General features: G+C 41.0%; 13 protein-coding genes. 6 read left to right on the top strand and 7 right to left on the bottom strand.

What is annotated here, in order from left to right; all coding sequences use genetic code 11:
- Together ACRWP9_RS10070 and pdsO are read right to left on the bottom strand one after the other, a co-directional pair.
- The gene (locus ACRWP9_RS10070) at positions 1-2,136 is read right to left on the bottom strand and encodes a marine proteobacterial sortase target protein (protein WP_434925905.1); all 2,136 of its coding nucleotides are present in this window, start codon (positions 2,134-2,136) and stop codon (positions 1-3) included.
- 67 nt (positions 2,137-2,203) lie between these two features.
- A complete protein-coding gene (pdsO, locus tag ACRWP9_RS10065) occupies positions 2,204-2,944 on the bottom strand; it encodes a sortase-associated OmpA-like protein PdsO (RefSeq protein ID WP_434925904.1) in 741 nt (246 codons plus the stop codon).
- Positions 2,945-3,165: 221 nt separating this feature from the next.
- Here pdsO and pdsR point away from each other — a divergent pair, with 221 nt between their 5' ends.
- The 3 genes from pdsR (at position 3,166) to ACRWP9_RS10050 (ending at position 7,379) form a co-directional block, all read left to right on the top strand.
- Complete coding sequence (gene pdsR, locus ACRWP9_RS10060; RefSeq protein WP_226410203.1) at positions 3,166-3,855, top strand: proteobacterial dedicated sortase system response regulator; 690 nt, start codon at positions 3,166-3,168, stop codon at positions 3,853-3,855.
- 5 nt (positions 3,856-3,860) lie between these two features.
- On the top strand, positions 3,861-6,086 hold the full coding sequence (gene pdsS, locus ACRWP9_RS10055; RefSeq protein WP_434925903.1) for a proteobacterial dedicated sortase system histidine kinase: 2,226 nt from the start codon (positions 3,861-3,863) through the stop codon (positions 6,084-6,086).
- Positions 6,087-6,188: 102 nt separating this feature from the next.
- Entirely contained in the window at positions 6,189-7,379 is a 1,191-nt protein-coding gene (locus tag ACRWP9_RS10050) for a cystathionine beta-lyase (protein ID WP_434929015.1), read from the top strand.
- Positions 7,380-7,471: 92 nt separating this feature from the next.
- Here ACRWP9_RS10050 and ACRWP9_RS10045 read toward each other — a convergent pair whose 3' ends face one another.
- The 4 genes from ACRWP9_RS10045 to topA form a co-directional block, all read right to left on the bottom strand.
- Positions 7,472-7,951, bottom strand: coding sequence for a CreA family protein (locus ACRWP9_RS10045; protein ID WP_434925902.1), 480 nt, complete (start codon positions 7,949-7,951; stop codon positions 7,472-7,474).
- Positions 7,951-9,348, bottom strand: a complete 1,398-nt coding sequence (gene yegD, locus ACRWP9_RS10040; protein WP_434925901.1) for a molecular chaperone — start codon at positions 9,346-9,348, stop codon at positions 7,951-7,953. The genes ACRWP9_RS10045 and yegD overlap by 1 nt, the downstream gene beginning before the upstream one ends.
- 337 nt (positions 9,349-9,685) lie before the next feature.
- A complete protein-coding gene (locus tag ACRWP9_RS10035; protein ID WP_434925900.1) occupies positions 9,686-10,399 on the bottom strand; it encodes a substrate-binding periplasmic protein in 714 nt (237 codons plus the stop codon).
- Positions 10,400-10,550: 151 nt separating this feature from the next.
- Positions 10,551-13,196, bottom strand: coding sequence for a type I DNA topoisomerase (gene topA / locus ACRWP9_RS10030; protein ID WP_434925899.1), 2,646 nt, complete (start codon positions 13,194-13,196; stop codon positions 10,551-10,553).
- A 358-nt stretch (positions 13,197-13,554) separates the two neighbouring features.
- On the opposite strand from topA, the gene astB reads away from it, so the two are divergent.
- Positions 13,555-14,889, top strand: coding sequence for an N-succinylarginine dihydrolase (astB, locus tag ACRWP9_RS10025; protein WP_434925898.1), 1,335 nt, complete (start codon positions 13,555-13,557; stop codon positions 14,887-14,889).
- A 175-nt stretch (positions 14,890-15,064) separates the two neighbouring features.
- On the opposite strand, the gene ACRWP9_RS10020 is transcribed toward astB, so the two are convergent.
- Positions 15,065-17,536, bottom strand: a complete 2,472-nt coding sequence (locus tag ACRWP9_RS10020) for a hypothetical protein (RefSeq protein WP_434925897.1) — start codon at positions 17,534-17,536, stop codon at positions 15,065-15,067.
- Between the two features lie 224 nt (positions 17,537-17,760).
- On the opposite strand from ACRWP9_RS10020, the gene ACRWP9_RS10015 reads away from it, so the two are divergent.
- On the top strand, positions 17,761-19,089 hold the full coding sequence (locus ACRWP9_RS10015) for a dicarboxylate/amino acid:cation symporter (RefSeq protein ID WP_226410210.1): 1,329 nt from the start codon (positions 17,761-17,763) through the stop codon (positions 19,087-19,089).
- A gap of 126 nt (positions 19,090-19,215) precedes the next feature.
- On the top strand, positions 19,216-19,887 hold the full coding sequence (locus ACRWP9_RS10010; protein WP_434925896.1) for a LysE family transporter: 672 nt from the start codon (positions 19,216-19,218) through the stop codon (positions 19,885-19,887).
- Positions 19,888-19,892 lie beyond the last annotated feature (5 nt).

Below are 19,892 nucleotides of genomic sequence, written 5' to 3'. Positions count from 1 at the left end.
TTATTCCGCACTATTTAGAATGAGCCTTTGCGCAGGCAGTAAGCCTTTTAGCCATAGACCATAAAGTAAGGTTAATGCTAGTAAGCTCATTCCGATAAGCAACCATAAACGACTCGCTGTCGCAGTTTGTGGTAACACACCTTGCTGACTCGCACTTGCTTGCCACCCAGCAGGTAATAACGTCGATAATTGATGCTCAGACTTGTCAGAGTGATATGGATTAACCGGAGTAACATCAACCGCCAATAAACTGGTTTGGCTACTGACTAAATGATATTGCATAGCCAACCCTTCAACTTGCTTGGCCACTTTTTGACGATTCGCATGACTTTGGCTTAGCTCTAATGCGGTTATTTGTGTATTAGCCCACAGTAAATCAATTCCCACGGCTGCACGGCCCTGATTGAAATCCAGTTGTTGTTGCCAATATTGGCCATTAATATGGCCTGAAATAATCACTGGCTGTAATTGTTCAGCAGGCATTTTAAAACTGACTGTAACGGGATCGCTCTGATAAACATCATCAATCTGTGCGGGCCAATAATCCGGTACGCTACCATCAAGGTTATATAATTCAACATCGGTTAATACCGGCTGATTTATTTTGGTCAAAAGCTGGGATATTTTCTGCTCTACCTCCTCTAACTTACCTATATAAGTAAAAGTCCCTCGTCCGACTCTGGCAGCCCTTGTCATAAAGTGAGAATTAGGCGCCGAGCCAATCCCGACCGTAAACAGTCTTGAATCTTGTAACTGATAGCTAATTTGTTCAAATAACTGTGCCTCATTTGATACCGCACCATCCGTCATAAATATGACCTGTCTCAGGCTTCCTGCTTTAGCGTTAATGCTGGAGGTCAATGCCCTATCTAATGCTGGTGCCATTTCGGTCCCTCCATCAGCATTTAAGGAACCAATAAATCGCTTTGCTTGTTCTAAATACAAACTATTCGCTGGTTTTGCATCACTGAATAATGCACTGACATCAGAATTAAATTCGATAATATTGAAACTGTCGGTTGGTTTAAGTCCTGTTAAGGCAATATTCAACGCCTGCTTAGCTTGAATGATTGACTCCCCCGCCATTGAACCAGAGGTATCGATAACAAGGATTAATTCTCGGCTAATTTGCTGCTGAGCTTTTAAAGTCAATGTGGGCGGAAATAACATAGCCATCGCATAAATATCTTTTGGCTGGTCAAGATTGACGTCAGCATTAGCTTTATCTTGATAGGTTTTACCCGTTTGAAAAAAAACCGTGGCAGCCACTTCATCACCAACACTTGTTTGCCATTGTAGGACAAAGTCACGGTCTAACGGCACTTTGCCCTGCAAGCTTACATTGGTTTTTCGTCCATTTTGATTTTGTTGTATATCGTGATAAGGACTATTTAATTCGGTAATATCAAAACCACCATCTATATCGATATCTATCGATACCTTATGGCTTGCTGATGCGTTTTGTCCCTCAGTATTACGCTGCACATTTAGAGGTTCAAGCATGGGCGATATTAGCTCTTTAGTTTCAGAAAATGTACTGCGTTGAAAATTCGGTCGATAACGCGGCGCAACCACTAACGGAAAGCGCAGACTAAACAAACCATCCTGATAACTGATTGTTTGCAGATAAGTAATTTCAACGGTTACTTGCTGTAACGGACCAATATTAGCCAATTGAGTGGTAAACACATTGGTGCGTTGCTGACTGACTAAACTCGCCTGCTTGCCTTGTTTTTTAGCCTGCTCAAATTGTTGTTTAGCCTGTTGCTTTGGTTTGATAACACCTTCAATTATCCGGTCGCCAATCAGTAAACTCATCCCATCAACCGCGGAATTTTCAGGTAAAGGAAATACATACTTAGCATGAATCCAGCTGTCTTCAACATTATTAAATATCTGCTTCACCGTCACCCTATTCACTAATCCTGATACTGTCATTTCAACTTGAGTACCTAGGGCAAACATCTGTTTATGCTGACTATTAATCTGGTAGCTAATCAGACCTTGAGTGATTTCATCAGCCTCATTTGTGATAGTTCGATTCGAGTATGCATCTTGTGATGCTAGGCTCAAATAGGGAAAGCTGAAATAACATACACTGACTAAATACAACCAAAAGGGCAATTTTACAAACATAACATCTCCTTCGCGGCATGGTATTCATGCCGCTAACTAAATCCATAAAGTGGAACAAACGGTTAAATTAATTGGCGGCTAATTGCGCACTTTCTGGAATAAGCGTTAATGTTACTCGGCGATCGAAAAAATCATTTTCAAAATTCTGATCTGGATGCATTGGCGCGCTGGCACCATAGGCCTGACCTTGTAAACGTGACTTATCAATTCCTTGCGCCACAATGTAGTTGGTCACTTCAATTAAGCGCTGCTCTGATAACGCCTGATTAAAATCATCATTCCCCCGACGATCGGCAAAGCCCATTAAATCAACATTCAGCTCAGGCATTGATGCCATCATGTAAGCCACATTATCTAACTGTTGCTTAAACAAAGGTTCAATGAGGCTTGAACCGGTTTTAAATTGCACATTCATTCCCACACCTAATTCAGCTAAGGTTTGCTTTTGATGCGCTTGAAGTCGAGCGAGCTCTGATTTCACCTCTTCTAAGGACTGTTGTTGTTGGTTCATTTGTGCAATTTTTTGGCTAGTCTCATTAATTTCATATTGCTGCTGCGATAATAAAGATTGTTGTGCTTCAATCTCAGAATCATCACCGACAGACTTACCAATTAATGAGCCTGTTAATGCGCCAATAAAAGCACCAATGGGTCCACCAACCACGGCACCCAATATAATGCCTGAACTTAAGCCAACAAGTTCTTCAGTATTTTCACGTTCTGGTATTGTGTTGCTTTGAGCGCCATAGCTTATGTTACTAAACAGTACTGATGAGATAACGGCGATAGCGACTAGTTGCTTTTTCATAATGACATTCCTGTTTTTAATATTGATAAATGAGTTGTTCGACATGAGTCCTCGACTCGATGAAACTATTAAACAACACAGAAATGGCTATTTATGGGTTTAAAAATGGCAATCTTATGTTCAATTGTGGCAACAAAATGGCAATTGATTTGGAAGCCTTTAACCCGTTATAAATTGCTGTATAGTCACAACAATAAACAGATTATGGAATTAGCTGATTAATGAAACGCATCGCGATTGTTGAAGATGAAGCCGCTATCCGCGACAACTACAAAGAAGTGCTCCAGCAACAAGGCTACAGTGTACAAGCCTACCCTAACCGCCCAACGGCTATGTTAGCCTTCAATGCTCGCCTGCCCGATTTAGCCATCATTGATATTGGCCTTGAAGGTGAAATTGATGGCGGTTTTACTCTGTGCCAATCCTTACGAGCCATGTCGAGTAGCTTGCCGATTATCTTTCTTACCGCACGAAGTGGCGATTTTGATACTGTTTGTGGTCTAAGGTTAGGCGCTGATGACTATCTAACCAAGGATGTCAGTTTCCCGCATTTATTGGCGCGTATTGCGGCATTATTTCGCCGTTCAGAATTAATCGGTTCAAGCCCGATTGAAGATAATCTAATGACACGCAATCACTTGCAAATTGACGGCAATCGCATTCAGGTCACTTGGAAGTTACAGCCGATTGAATTAACCGTTACCGAGTTTTGGATGGTACACGCCATGGCTAAACACCCAGGACATGTCCGCAGCCGTCAGGATTTAATGCAAGAAGCGAAAATTTATGTCGATGACAGCACCATTACGTCCCATGTAAAGCGGATCAGAAAGAAGTTTTTAGCCATAGACAGTGAATTTGACTGTATCGATACTGTATATGGTATGGGTTATCGCTGGGACAGCTTGTAAGGAAGATGTTCAATATGTATTTGCCATTAGGCCTAAGGGCTAAAGTGATTATACTTTCACTATTTTTACTCTGCCTTCCTTGGCTTGGGTATGAATATGTATGGGAAATGGAAAAGTACTTGCGCCATGGGCAAGAAAAAACCTTAGAAGGTACCACTCAAGCGTTGGCAACCGCACTGCATGAACGCCCTAAACTGTTTGATAATCAAGCCAGCTTTTTAACCCAAGTCCAAAAGGGCCGCGACTTGTATGCTTATCCATTATCGGGCCCTATTCAACTTGACGGAAAGTTAGAAGACTGGCAATTGTACAGTCACCGTAAGTTGTATTATGGAAAAGAACACATTGTTTATCAACAAAATGCACAACAAGACATATACCTTAACTTTACCCATATGGTGGGTAAATATGCTGGTTATCTTTATGGCTTTTTTGAGGTTAATGACTCCCAAGTTATTTATCGCAGTAAAAATAGCTTAAGGGTCGACAGGAACGATCACTTAGTGATTGCTACGCTTGCGCCCGATAATTTATTTAGGCGCTATGTCATTGCCAATACCAAGGATGGCTGGTTAAGCGCTTATCAGTTACCTCAAGATCCAACACAATCAATGCCCGTCATCCCTGAGAATCGTATTCAAGGCCAATGGCAGAAAACCCCTAATGGATACAATATTGAGTTCCGTATTCCGTTAGACATGATTGGCAGTAAACTCGGATTCGCTATTCATAATGTGGATGACAATGAGACGCGCAATTTAATTAATATTGTCGGCACTTCAGCCACCAACTCGGTAGCAGAATTAGGCACAGTTCTGGTGCCTTCGCCTGAAATAGAAAGTATTGTTAAAGGTATGGGCCACAACAGCTCACGCATTTGGGTGGTCGATAATCATGGCAGAGTGTTAGCGCGTTCAGGTGATATTCGCACATCAAGTAATACCTGGGATGCTGATTTAGATGGCGCCCAAACTCAAAGCTCTTGGGCACACTTCCATAAACAATACTTATTACCCTTATATTATAAAATTCTCACTAGACCGCCACAGGACTTTATCGATTCATTACAGGACTCAACTGAATTAAGTGGTAGCCATATTGAAAATGCCCTAGTAGGTAAACAGGCTTCAACCTGGCGATTAACCCCAGACAGTAAAGCGGTCGTATTAGCGGCTGCGAGCCCTATTTGGATTGATGACAAGGTGATGGGGGCTGTTATAGCCGAAGAAACTACGCACGGTATCCGTAGCTTGCGTAATCGGGCACTGGAAAAGCTATTTAACGTTATTCTTACGATTATGAGCATGGGCACATTAGCATTATTCATTTTTGCATCGAGCATCTCTAGTCGTATTCGCCGCTTACGAGATCAGGCGGAATTAGCTATAGACAGCCAGGGACGTGTCAGAAATCAAATCACTCCGTCAAGAAATCGAGATGAAATAGGTGATTTATCACGAAGCTTTGCCAATATTGTCGGCAGACTCGGTCAATATACTCACTATTTAGAAAACATGTCATCGCGGCTATCACATGAACTTCGTACCCCTGTTGCAGTTGTTCGAAGCTCTTTAGAGCACCTCAGCAATCAAAACCTAGATCAAGCAAGTCAAAAATATGTCAATAGGGCGCAGGATGGTGTCAATCGATTACATCTGATTTTAAATAACTTAACTGAGGCAACTAATCTCGAAGCCAGCTTATCACATGCTGAACGCAGCACATTTCCCTTAAAAAAGGTTATCGGTGGCTGTATGCAAGGTTATCAAATGACCTACCCAGAGCAGCGTTTTAACGTATTTATTGAAGATAAAGTTATGATGTGTAATGGCGTTCCAGAATATATTGCCCAATTAATGGATAAACTCATTAGTAATGCCATTGAATTTAGCCAGCCAGATAGTGCTATTAGTGTCAGCTTAAATCAATATCATAAACAGGCGATTCTAAAAATAACTAATATCGGACCAAAATTACCTAAAGACATGAGCGAGCAGATTTTTGAATCTATGGTGTCAATAAGGCCACAAATCCCCACCAACAAACCCCATCTTGGTTTAGGCTTGTATATTGCAAGATTAGTAACTGATTTTCACCATGGCACCATTAAAGCGAGCAATGTCAGCTGTGTAATAGAAGATGACATTAACAAAACGACACTTCAAGCGGATGAGATACATCAAAGTGGCGTTGAGTTTTGTTTAACATTACCCATAGTGGAAACGACATAAGCTATTTTGCCTATATAGCCGACATTATCTATCTCTCGCCTCTTTCATTTAGCCGTATAGATGTTAGGATGGCTAAATAGGTTTTTAGTGGATGAATTAATAATGAATAAACACGGTAAACAAGCAACCCAACTAGTCAGTTTAGGTCGAGATAAAAAATACACTAAAGGCATTATTAATCCGCCGGTATTTAGAGCATCTACAGTGGTGTTTGACACCATGGACGACATGCGTTTTGCCATTAAAAATAAGACCAACGGCGAGTTATTCTATGGTCGTCGTGGTACACCAACCCATTTTGCCTTTCAAGAAGCGATTGCAGAACTTGAAGGCGGCTTTGGCACGGCGTTATATCCATCCGGTGCAGGAGCGATTAGTGCGGCACTATTATCATTTTTAAAAAGTGGCGATCACTTATTAATGGTCGACACCGCCTATGAACCCACACGTGATTTATGCGACAAAATGCTCGCCGGATTTGGCATAGAAACGAGCTATTATGATCCTATGATTGGTGCAGGCATACGTGATCTCATTCGCCCAAATACTAAGGTACTCTTCCTTGAGTCGCCAGGGTCGATCACCATGGAAGTACAAGATGTGCCGACGCTGAGTCGCATCGCCCATGAACATAATATCGTTGTGATGCTGGATAATACTTGGGCTTCACCGATTAATTCTAGACCATTCGAAATGGGTGTGGATATCTCTATTCAAGCGGCGACTAAATACATTGTCGGTCATTCAGATGTGATGATGGGTACCGCAACGGCAAACGAGGTTCACTGGCCACAATTACGTGAAAACAGCTATTTAATGGGACAAACAACTTCGCCAGATGATGTATTTTTAGCGGCCAGAGGGTTACGTACCCTAGGAGTCCGTATGGCCCAGCACCATAAAAATGGACTTGAAGTCGCCAATTGGTTAGCAAAGCGTCCCGAGGTTGACCATGTCAGACATCCTGCTTTTGAAACATGCCCTGGTCATGAATTCTTTAAGCGTGACTTTACCAGCGCGAATGGCTTATTTTCATTTGTTTTAAAAGATGGCGATCTTAGAAGCATTACAGCCTTTGTCGAGAACATGCAGCATTTTAAAATGGGTTTTTCGTGGGGCGGCTTTGAAAGCTTAATTTTGGGTGTTTTCGGTATTGATAAAATAAGATCAGCAACCCAATGGGATAGCAGTAAGCCACTTATTCGTTTACATATCGGCTTGGAGGACACAGAGGATTTAATTGCCGATCTTGAACGCGCTTTTGAGCGTTACAATCAAGCTATCGCTAAGTAACCACTGCTCGAGATAATAAATGCTTATAAAATAGGCCGCACAAATATTGATATTGGTGCCGCCTATTTTGTCATTCTACCTAAGTGTGGACACTAATTTTGACTATCAACTTTCAATGCATTCCATGCCTGCGTTCCATAAAGCGGCACAGTTGATAAAGCATGCTTATGGCTGCCGTTAGTTTCTTTAGTGGAATAAGATAAATACAATAAAGTTTGATTTTCTTTATCCAAAATACGTCTCACTTTTAAGCTTTTAAATAAAATACTTAACGACTCTTTAAAGACCACTTCACCGCCTTTACTGGTATCGATGTCTGCTAAATCATTTGCTGAAATAGGTCCAGTTTGACGACAACTAATGCTCATATCTGAAGGGTCGGCAAAATCTAAATCTGCTTTAATGCGACTAATATGACAAGTCACTCCTGGTATTTTAGGGTCATGTTTTGCATCAATAATCACATCTTTAGTGGTAAATAATCCTAAACTGACCTTACCGACATCGTCACTGCAGCTCATCATTAATCCACTGAGTGCGACTAAAGCGGCTAATTTCACGTTAATATTCATTAAGCTTCCTTAAAATATTGTTGCGCCATGCGAGTTAACCCTGCGGTAACAGAGCCAAAGTGATCCCCCACCACCACTTGTGCTTGAGGATACACTTTAGCAATTTGTTTGTATATTGCAGGGCTTCTTGCCGTACCGCCAGTAATATAAACAATATCAGGGCTTTCTAACGCCTTACCCTGATCATCAAGACTATTCATAGCCTGGCGCATTAATTGACTGACTTTATCCAGTGACGGCGCAATGGCTTGCTCAAATAGCTCGACACTGACGTCGATAGTTAACTGTTTTTCCACAAATGACAATTCAGCTTTATGAACGGGTGAATCGGTTAACGCCACTTTAGCGATCTCCGCTTGGCGCACAACCTGAAAACTCATCTGATTTTTTTGAATGGTCAATAAACGCTGCAGTAATTCAGGTTGCTCGGCACCATTGATCAAGGTTTCGATTAATCTCTTGCTGGATAAATGATAGAAATCACGCTGGGCGCTAATATCATTCACGGCAACGGCATTCCAAAATAAATTTGAAGGTATAGGCTTACCATCTAACATAGCACTGCCACTGCCAAAACTTGGCATAAAGCCTTGCATAGCAAGCGCAATATCAAGGTCATTACCGCCGATACGCTGTCCGCTGTGCCCCAAACAGTCTTGATCTCGCTGTATGTTACTCATTAATTCAGGGCCCATTTTTACTAACGAGCAATCTGTAGTACCACCACCAACGTCGACAACTAATACATTGGCAGGTTTGTTAAGGGTTGATTCAAAATCCATTCCAGCGGCAAGCGGCTCAAATAGAAAACCCACCGAGGTAAAACCGGCTCTTTTAGCCGCTAAGGTTAAAATGGCCTCAGCTTGTTGATTACTTTGTTCGCCGCCAATACCTTGAAAGTTAACTGGGCGGCCAATCATGGCATGGGTAGCCGTATTTAAGCCTTTAGCAGTTAACTGTTGATCTATACGTTGTTTAACGTGTTGCATCATCAAGGTAACAATATCTTCAAACAAAGCCACTTGTTCAGCTCTCAGTCCTGTAGCCCCCAGAAAAGACTTGGGTGAACGGACATAAAAACCTTCCTCAGGCATTTCAAGATAAGCATCAATAGCGGCCTGACCGACAAACACTGTAGTTTCATCAATCAATAAATCGAGTTCATGTCGAATTATTTTCGCCCGCATTAATTGTGAACTGCGTAAATGAGAAAATTCAGCTTTCAAGGCTTCAGGCAAACCATTATAAACAGCCTCAGCTATCAGCTCACGATCCATGGCATAGAGCGTAGAGGGTAAATAATTAGAATTTTCACTAAGGGGTATTAACTCTATTTTCTCATTGATCCAAGCACCAATTGAACAATTAGCACTGCCATAATCGAAACCCACTATCATGAATAAACTCGCTTAAAAAAATCAAACGAACAAACTACCACATTCACACCGAAAATGGATATTTTTTAGTTTGAAGAAAGATTGAGTGGTGGATTTTAAAACATTAACAGGATCTAAATATAACGAGGAAGGAAGACTGGCGTAAGTCGATAACATTGTATCTATCTAGGTAGGCAAATATCGCTCTTGGCATTTGTGCTGATAACCAAGGTGAGTTAAGCACCAACTAAATAGCCATAAACAAAATATTCCACTGCAAACAATAATAATACTGTTTACTAAAAAGTTAAGTCGCGGGATAACATGACTTTACCGCTGAACAATCAATTGATGTTAATTAGTTTGGTTGAGGAAGCAGTAATTGATATTGCTCTTTACATGCTTGATTAATATACACGCCAACTTGAGCCTCTAAAATGGGCGTGTTGGAGAATTGAAAGTCTTGGCTATTTATTTCAGGGTGCTTAAATAAGTAATCAGGGAATTGGTTAGAAAAAACTAAGTCCACTCGCTTATGTTTAAGCATTTTAAACCCTTGTTCAACCGATTCAATAGGCACCATATTAAGGCCGGCATTAATAAATTGCCGATGAAAATCCCCTTCTCGTTTATAGCGCATAATGGCTAAATTTTTTCCTTTCAGTTCAGACAAGTCATCCCAAGAAAATGGCGCATTCTCCTTCCGACGAAATAAACCTAACACAACTTTCTGTTGGCTCAACGGCACAAAATAAGCTTGTTGAGACTCAGGAGGCGGAAAAAAGCTCAAACACCAACGGCCAGATTGAACTTGCAGCTGCGCTCTGGCCGGAGGTAAAAATAATGGTTTGACCTTAAAATCATAATGGTCGGAAATAAGTTGGCTTAATAATGAAAAGTTAATGCCATGGTCGTCGACATCCATGGTGGTGAAAGGTGGATAATCAACCGCAATGACCTCATGTTCACCGATACTTTGAGCAATGTTAACTTCATCATTAACAACCGTGTTTTGCGCCATTACTTGTAGGCTGACAGACAACACCAAAGAACCTAGTATACTTTGTAACATCACTTAAACCTTACTGATAAACGCCGAACAACCAGCTTAGCTTAGTTGAATATAGCCATTTTTACATAGCTAGCGCATCAATTCATAAATACTTAACAAACAAAAACGCCATCATAATGATGGCGTTTGTAAACTAAACAATATTAAACAACTACTTTTTAGCTTTTTTCTTAGGTGACTTTGCCGACTCACTCACCCACTTGCCGCCAATAAACTTAGCAGACCAACCAGTTGCTTTACCGTCAACGTCGGTAGCAACATATTGCTCTTTCGTTTTACGACTAAATCTGACAGAGGCTTTGTTGCCGTCATCATCTTCAACTGGGGCATCGGCTAAAAAGGCGTACTTGTCCCATAATAACTCACGATATTGCACCAGCTCTTCAACAAGCGGCGCACGGGTTTCACGGGATTTAGGGAAGGTACTTGCCGCTAAAAATATTCCAGCAGCGCCATCACGTAACACAAAGTGCGCATCAGACTTAGTACATTTAAGTTCCGGTAAGAAGATAGGATCTTCTTTTGGAGGCGCAGCTTCACCACTTCTTAACAGTTTACGGGTATTTTTACATTCGGTATTGGTACAACCAAAATATTTACCAAAACGGCCATTTTTAAGTTCCATATCATGACTGCAACGATCACATTCAATCAAAGGACCTTCATAGCCTTTTATTTTAAACTGACCTTTTTCAATCTCGTAACCATCACAGCTTGGGTTATTACCACAAACATGCAGTTTACGTGATTCGTCAATTAAATAGCTGTCCATTGCGGTGCCACACTTACCACAACGGTGCTTGGCACGAAGCGCATCGGTTTCAGCATCTTCATTATCACTAATGGCTTCATCGCCAGGTGTTAAGTTGACCGTTGTCTTACAGCGCTCTTTGGGCGGTAAAGCATAGCCACTACAACCTAAGAATACGCCTGTAGACCCAGTGCGAATACCCATTTTACGTTGGCAGGTTGGACACTCAATATCAGTCAAAACCGGATCATTTAGGCGCATACCGCCTTCATCCGGGTCCATTTCTGCCATCAATAATTGCTTAGTAAAATCACCATAGAAACCATCAAGCACTTTTTTCCAATCTAGCTTGCCCTGAGCAACATCATCAAGGGTTTGTTCCATACTGGCGGTAAAGTCATAGCTCATTAAATCTTTAAAGCTTTCAACTAAACGTTCACTGACAATTTCGCCCATTTTTTCTGCGAAGAAACGGCGATTATCTACTCGCACATAACCACGGTCTTGAATAGTTGAAATAATAGTCGCGTAAGTTGAAGGTCGACCAATACCACGCTTCTCTAACTCTTTGACTAATGATGCTTCACCGTAACGAGCAGGTGGTTTAGTAAAGTGTTGTTTGGGTAAAAGTTGATCAAGCGTCAGTACATCACCCACTTCCACTATGGGCAATGTGCTAGTGTCTTCGTTTTTCTTACTCATTGGTGGTTGCACACGAGTCCAGCCGTCAAAGCGTAATGTACGACCACTGGCTTTTAATTCGTAATCACCGGCAACCACAGTCAAACGTGTTGCATCATATTGAGCAGGAGTCATTTGACACGCCACAAATTGACGCCAAATTAATTCATAAAGACGTTGAGCATCACGCTCCATATCCGTCATCGACGCAGATTGCACATCCACATTTGAAGGACGAATAGCTTCATGCGCCTCTTGAGCACCTTCTTTGCTACCATAACGTATAGGATCTGCAGGTAAATACTTGGTACCAAACTCTTTGCCAATCATCTCGCGTACATTTTCTACCGCTTCTTGGCTTAGGTTGGTTGAATCGGTACGCATATAAGTAATATGCCCCGCTTCATACAAACGCTGCGCCATCATCATGGTTTTTTTCACGCCATAACCCAAACGCGTGCTTGCCGCTTGTTGCAATGTAGACGTGATATAAGGTGCTGAAGGTTTGCTTGATGTCGCTTTATCTTCGCGGTTAGAAACTTTGTAAGAAGCTCCTTTTAACGCATCAACAGCAACTTTGGCTTGAGCTTCATTAATGGGTTCAAATGCTGCGGATTGAAATTTCAACACCTGCATTTTCAATTGTTCAGCATTACTGGTGTTTAAGTCAGCATGGATGTCCCAAAACTCTTCAGGTACAAATGCTTTAATCTCACTTTCTCGCTCAACCACTAATCTGACTGCAACAGATTGCACTCGACCAGCAGATAAACCACGTGCGACTTTTTTCCACAACAGCGGCGATACCATAAAGCCCACAACACGGTCGAGGAAACGACGTGCTTGTTGGGCATTGACCATATTGGTATCTAATGTAGATGGCTTACTAAAAGCATCTTGAATTGCTGATTGAGTGATTTCATTAAATACCACTCGTTGATACCGTGAAGCATCACCACCGATAATTTCCTGTAAATGCCAGGCGATAGCTTCCCCTTCACGGTCCAAATCGGTTGCGAGATAGATTTGGTCAGCGGACTCTGCAAGTTCTTTTAATTCTTTTACTACCTTTTCTTTACCGGGTAATACGGCATATTTAGCTGCCCAGCCTTTTTCGGGATTAATTCCCATCCGGCCAACAAGCGCTTGTTTATCTCTAGCCTGCTTATATATAGCTTTGGCTTCAGGTGACATCTTACGAACTTCTGCAGCAGTTTTAGCTGGAGGAGTACCATCAGATGTGGATGAAGTAGGTAAATCACGTATGTGACCTACACTCGACTTCACGATGAAATCTTTACCAAGATACTTATTAATTGTCTTGGCTTTAGCCGGCGATTCGACAATAACTAACGATTTACCCATAGTTTGATTTGCGCCAAATAGTCTCAGAAAATAACAAAATTGATTCCATATATAGAGTGTTGCGACAAGACTTTCAAGTAAATCTGCTTTTTATGTGCGTTTATGAGCAATTTTCCAGCCAAAAATAAAAAAAATGAAAAATAATATGCGTTTTTTAAAACTAATTTCTCAATAAAACACTTTTGAGAGCAACTTGAGTGCATTTTTAGTCAAAAAAGCCTAATTGAACAAAAACCAAACAGCTTGTTAACCCGCTTAGCTTGCGTATACTTGCGGTAATTTAGTTATTTCTTACATGCAAATTTAATGTTATTTCCATGTCGAAATCTTAATAACAATAATCAATGAAGGATTAGCCATGAAGCAATTTGAAGCAAATTTTGATGGATTAGTGGGACCAACTCATAACTACGCCGGTTTATCATTTGGTAATGTGGCATCATATTCTAATGCCGCACAAGCCTCTAATCCTAAAGCTGCAGCCAAACAAGGGCTATTAAAAGCTAAAGCTCTTGCAGATTTAGGCATGGTGCAAGGAGTGTTAGCTCCTCAAGAGCGCCCAGACCTTTATACACTGCGTAGAATTGGTTTTAGCGGAACTGACTCAGAAGTAATACAAAAAGCTGCTGAGCAAGCTCCTGCTTTGCTGAACGCTTGTTGCAGCGCCTCAAGTATGTGGACGGCCAATGCGGCAACGGTCTCACCTTCCGCCGATACCCGTGATGGTAAAGTGCATTTTACCCCGGCTAACCTGGTGGATAAATTACACCGAAGTATTGAACCACTAACCACCGGAAGCATATTAAAGGCGACATTTAATAACGATCGTCACTTCAAACATCATCTGCACTTGCCAGAACATGCTAACTTTGGTGATGAAGGTGCGGCTAATCACACTCGTTTATGCAGTGATTACGGTAAAGCGGGTGTGGAGCTATTCGTCTATGGCCAAAGTGCAACCAATCCCAATGCACCGAAACCAAATAAGTATCCTGCACGTCAAACATTAGAAGCATCACAAGCTGTTGCGCGTTTGCACCAACTTGAAGATGAAAGTTGTGTTTTCATCCAACAAAATCCAGATGTGATTGATCAAGGTGTATTTCACAACGATGTGATTTCAGTCGGCAACCAGAATGTGCTGTTTTACCATGAACAGGCATTTTTAAATACTGAGGCAAAATTTGCAGAAATTCGTCAAAAAATGAATTCAGAAGTACACTTTATCAAAGTGTCTACCGATCAAGTCTCTATTGATGATGCGGTTAAAAGCTACTTATTTAACACTCAAATTATCACCTTACCTAATGGTGAAATGGCGATTATTGCGCCGACTAACTGCCAAGAAAACCCTGCTGTATTCGCGTATTTAAATCAACTTGTTACCTTGGGTACTCCAATTACACAGGTCAAATACTTTGATGTAAAACAAAGTATGCAAAACGGCGGAGGACCGGCATGTCTTCGTCTTCGCGTGGCGATGAATGAGCTAGAGATTGAAGCGGTTAATCAACACACAATCATGAATGACAGCTTGTTTACACGTTTAAACACTTGGGTTGATAAACATTACCGCGATAGCCTAACCGTTGCAGATTTAGCAGACCCACAATTGATCATTGAATCTCGTACTTCATTAGATGAATTAACCCAAATATTGAAACTGGGTAGTGTGTATCAGTTCCAGAAGTAATTTTTCTACTCGCTTTATCAAAATGGCCATCGTAATTAGCGATGGCCATTTTTTATTGCAAGGTAATTTTGAACGTACACAAATGCTGATCGATTTATGCAAAATATCTTTTTCTCGAATAAATAAAAAAGGCGCTGTAAGCGCCCTTTTTATTTATATTTATGGTTAATCCATATTACAGAATGCTCACTCCGATTGAAACGACTTCAGTCACTAAGCCATTAGGTGTTTCAACCTCAACCAGGAATACACCAGAGTTAGGCTCATCTTCACCTTTAATCGTTGCACCAAAGTCACGACCACCATTATAATTGCTGCTTGGCCACACATACTCACTTGCACTAACCACTGAACCCGCAGACGTTTTAAATCTTACAATAGAGCCTGCTGGCATTTGTTGGTTATGTAAGTCAGAGATAGTAAAGAATACCGAAGCTGACCCCTTACCAACGATAGTAATATTGCCACCAAGGTGTTGACCATCACGATCATCGATTAAAATTTGACTACGTTCAGTAGCGTATGCAGTACTGCCTGACATTACCATCACTAGGCTACGACGCACATAAAGTGATTTTGAGTTGTTCACACCATCAACACAGCCTGCATGCGCAGAAGATGAACATAATACGCCGTTATACAATCCATCTTTAACATCAAACGTACCATTAGCATTAAAATCAACTAACTCTTCTAATGCTCCACCACTTTGTCCGCCAGCTTGTTGAGGGTTAAACAAGGTATCTTCGTTGTAGTCATTAAACGCATCATTCAGATCAAACGGTTGCCCAGTTACATCAACACCATTTCTAAACTCAGTAAGTTCGCTGGCATCGAATCGACCATTACCATTTAAATCAGGGAAAGACTCTTCACCAATAGCCGTGGCGGTAATGGTTGCACGCCCACCGTATTTTTGGCCGTAAATATTACCGTATACATTTAATGCAGCATCATAAGCTAAAGCTGAATTAGGGTTACGGAACATAGCGCCAGTACCATTAATTAACACTTCACCTTCTGGTCGCGGTAATTGACTGGTCCATTTTACAGAACATGCCCCTTTTACCGTTTGGCATGCATCTTCAATAGAGCCGCCTTCAGTGGTGAATGACACTGTTGTTCCATCAGGAACCGGGTTATTAAATGCATCGGCCATGCGTGCAGTTACAGTTACTTCCGTGCCGTCAATATCCCAACCTTCAGCATTAACAAACTCAGCAGAAAGTGAAAAACTGTCTTGATCTGGAATACCTGTAGACACAATTAACTGCTTTGATTGACTTGATATAGCTGGCACAGCACCATTTTCAACTTTGGCAGTCACACGTAATGATGTCGCCACAGTACCAGTATTCACAACCGTTTGAACAATGCCTAAATTGTTTGTTGTTGCTATAACAGGTGTAATAGCAACACCACCAACCGCAGTATTCAATGAAAATGATACTGATTGGTTGCTAACAGGATTACTATTTTTATCTAACACTCTAAATTTAACGGTTGAAGACTCAATACCACCGGTACCTAAAATGCTAATATTTTCAGGCACTGCTGATACAAATGAAATACTGCCGACATCTGCTTGTAATACATTAATAGTACCTACCGCAGATAAGCTTATGCCACCCGCATTAGCTGTGACGTTTATTTGATCTTCACCAACACAACCTTGTGCCAAATAAGTTGAAGTAGCAACACCATTACTTGAAGAAACAGGTGAGCTTAATTCTGCTTGAGCAGGATTTTTGGTCGCACAAGTCGATGAAAAATTCACATCAACAGGTTGATTAAAAGGTTGACCTAAGTCGTCTTGAATTCTTACCGTAATGGTTGCTGTACCGCCAGCAGACAAATTAGTAGTACTCACTTCCGCTTGGCCAGCAACAAATGTTGTACCAGAGCCGCTGCCCATAACAACATTAGTTGCACCAACAACCACAATAGTTTTGCCTACTTCGTTAGTGGGCAAGGTAGCACGCACTTCACCAGCACCTAATGAGCTGCCAGCATATATATCAACAGTCGCTTTACCTTCAGCATTTGTGACCGCTGTTTTTATCGGAAGATCTCCAATATCTGTATCAAAAGTCACAATAGTCGGCTTAGAAATACCAGTAACCGTAGCCGTTAATTTTCCTGGAGAAAGTGTACTAATGGTTTGAACTGTTGCACCTGCTGAGTTGGTCAATACAAGTGAAACTTGCGAACCACCACCAGCTTCACCGCCGTCACCGACCATAGTGATATTTACAGAAGCAGTTTCACCAGAAGTAATAGTTGCGGTAACAGTTGCACCTGTATTTACAGAAGCGGTATCAAGTTTGATTTTTGCAACACCATCGGCATTGGTAGACACTTGTCCCGTTGCCGGAGAAAAAGTACCGTAGCTGTCATCGTTTAATTCAAAACTGACTAAAGTACTAATGGGCTGACCTTTAGAGTCAGTAACCGTAGCGGTAATGTTTGCTGGTTCAGCGACAGACACTTGAGTATTATCAATAGATAATGCTACTGAAATAGTGACAGGGGATGTGCCACCGTCGCCACCACCACTACCGTCATCAGTAATGCCGCCACCGCCACCACAGGCGAAGAGTAAAAACGAACAAATTAACGTTATATAGACTTTAATTGCTGACCGCATTGTCAGGCTCCCTGTTACATTAAAATAATACTTATGATTTATAATAGTTACCTATTGGGTAATAATACACAAATATCTGATAACTATGCCACAACATGGTCGTTTTAATCGGTACATTTTGGTATAAACTTTAACTTTCATACCATTTCATAACTAAAGCTTTCCTGCTACGCTTTAGTCCATCAGCCAAACAATACTTAAAAAAATAATTGGAAGGAAAGATTGTGAGCAATAAAAAACAGCTCGGACTAACAAGTAAAATTTTAATCGGCATGGGTACAGGTATTATATTAGGCCTACTTTTAAGAAATCTCTTCCCCGACAGCTTATTTATTAAAGACTACATTACTGAAGGTTTATTGCACGTTTTAGGTGCTATTTTTATCTCCAGCTTAAAAATGCTTGTTGTTCCATTGGTGTTTGTGTCATTGGTGTGCGGTACTTGCTCATTAAGTGATCCCTCCAAACTTGGCCGATTAGGCGGAAAAACCATTTCGTTCTACCTATTCACTACCGCTATTGCGCTGACTATTTCTATCGTGGCTGCCATTTTAGTTCATCCCGGTAATGCCAGCTTAGTCAGTTCTACTATGGAATATACCGTAAAAGAAGCCCCAAGCTTGTCAGAAGTCATTATCAATATTGTGCCAGATAACCCTATTCAGGCGATGACTCAAGGTAATATGCTGCAAATCATCTTGTTTGCGGTCATCTTTGGTTTTGCGATATCGCATATTGGTGAACGTGGTGAACGTGTTGCTCGCTTCTTTAACGACATCAACGAAGTGATCATGCGCGTTGTTACCTTGGTGATGCAGTTAGCACCCTATGGTGTTTTCGCTTTAATGGCAAAATTAAGCTTAACACTCGGAATGGAGACATTTGGCAGTGTGGTCAAATATTTCCTACTTGTTGTTGTGGTTCTACTCATTCAAGGATTAGTTGTATATCCCATTCTACTAAAAGTATTCTCTGGCTTAAGTCCACTGATGTTTTTACGTAAAATGAGAGATGTGCAGTTGTTTGCTTTTAGCACCGCAAGTTCAAACGCTACTTTACCAGTAACCATTGAAGCCTCTGAACATCGCATGGGGGTTGATAATAAAATTGCTTCATTTACATTGCCGTTAGGTGCCACCATTAATATGGATGGTACTGCGATAATGCAAGGTGTCGCGACAGTATTTATCGCCCAGGTCTTTGGCATTGAATTAAGCCTAACTGATTATGCTATGGTCGTTGTAACCGCAACATTAGCGTCAATTGGTACAGCTGGTGTACCCGGTGTTGGACTTATCATGCTTGCAATGGTGCTAAATCAAGTAGGCTTGCCAGTAGAAGGTATTGCATTAATTATTGGTGTAGACCGCTTGCTTGATATGATAAGAACTGCTGTTAATGTCACCGGTGATACGGTTGCCACTGTGATAATTGCAAAGTCTGAGGATGCATTCAATGAAGATATCTTTAATGACTCTCAAGCAGGTAAAGCAGCTACCAGTTTTGAAGAACAAGTATTGAATACCAAGGCAGCATCAAAAACCTCAGTATAATTGCATTATTAGCTCAATTTATTTTTCAATTATTTAAAGGCGCATTGATTGCGCCTTTTTTATTTTTCCTTTATAAATAACCTCAGTTCGGGATAATAAACAAAATTTTATTTATCAGGAGTTTAAATGGATTTTACCTTACTTGCTAGCTTGGCGGCTATTCATATTATCGCCTTAATCAGCCCAGGTCCTGACTTTGCCATTATCGTTAAAATGGCCAGTCAGCAAAGTAGACAAGCTACAGTCGCTTGTGCGCTCGGCATCGCCATCGCCATTTTAATTCATACATTATTATCATTATTGGGCATTAGTTTGATGATCCGCCAGTCACCTCTGGCCTATACCTTAGTGCAGTGTATTGGGGTAAGTTATTTAGCCTGGATGGGATTTCAAGCGCTAAAGTCAGCGTTAAGCCGCTTTAAATCAATAGCAGCGTCAACCGAACAACCAACGCAAGCATTTGCTGCAGACAAACACAACACTGCCATTTTCGGAATATTTAAAGGCTTTAAAATAGGATTGCTAACTAATTTACTCAATCCCAAAGCATTGATTTTCTTTATTACCTTATTCACTGTTTTAATCACACCAGAGGTAAATTTAATAACCAAAATTGCAGCAACCACACTATTATTCTCCTTGTCACTTATCTGGTTTAGCTTATTAGCGCTGGTGTTATCTAAGCCACTCATTCAAGCTAAATTATTAAGTGTGAGTCACATTATTGATTTGCTAGTTGGTATTATTTTTATCGGTGTTTCGGCGACTATTGCTGTGAGCTTAATTAACGATTTTTAAAGTCT

It is taken from the genome of Shewanella sp. HL-SH2 (assembly GCF_051164935.1).
Classification (GTDB): Bacteria; Pseudomonadota; Gammaproteobacteria; order Enterobacterales; family Shewanellaceae; genus Shewanella; species Shewanella glacialimarina.
Note: the sequence above shows the minus strand (reverse complement) of the source record. Positions and strands in the feature narration are given on the sequence as shown.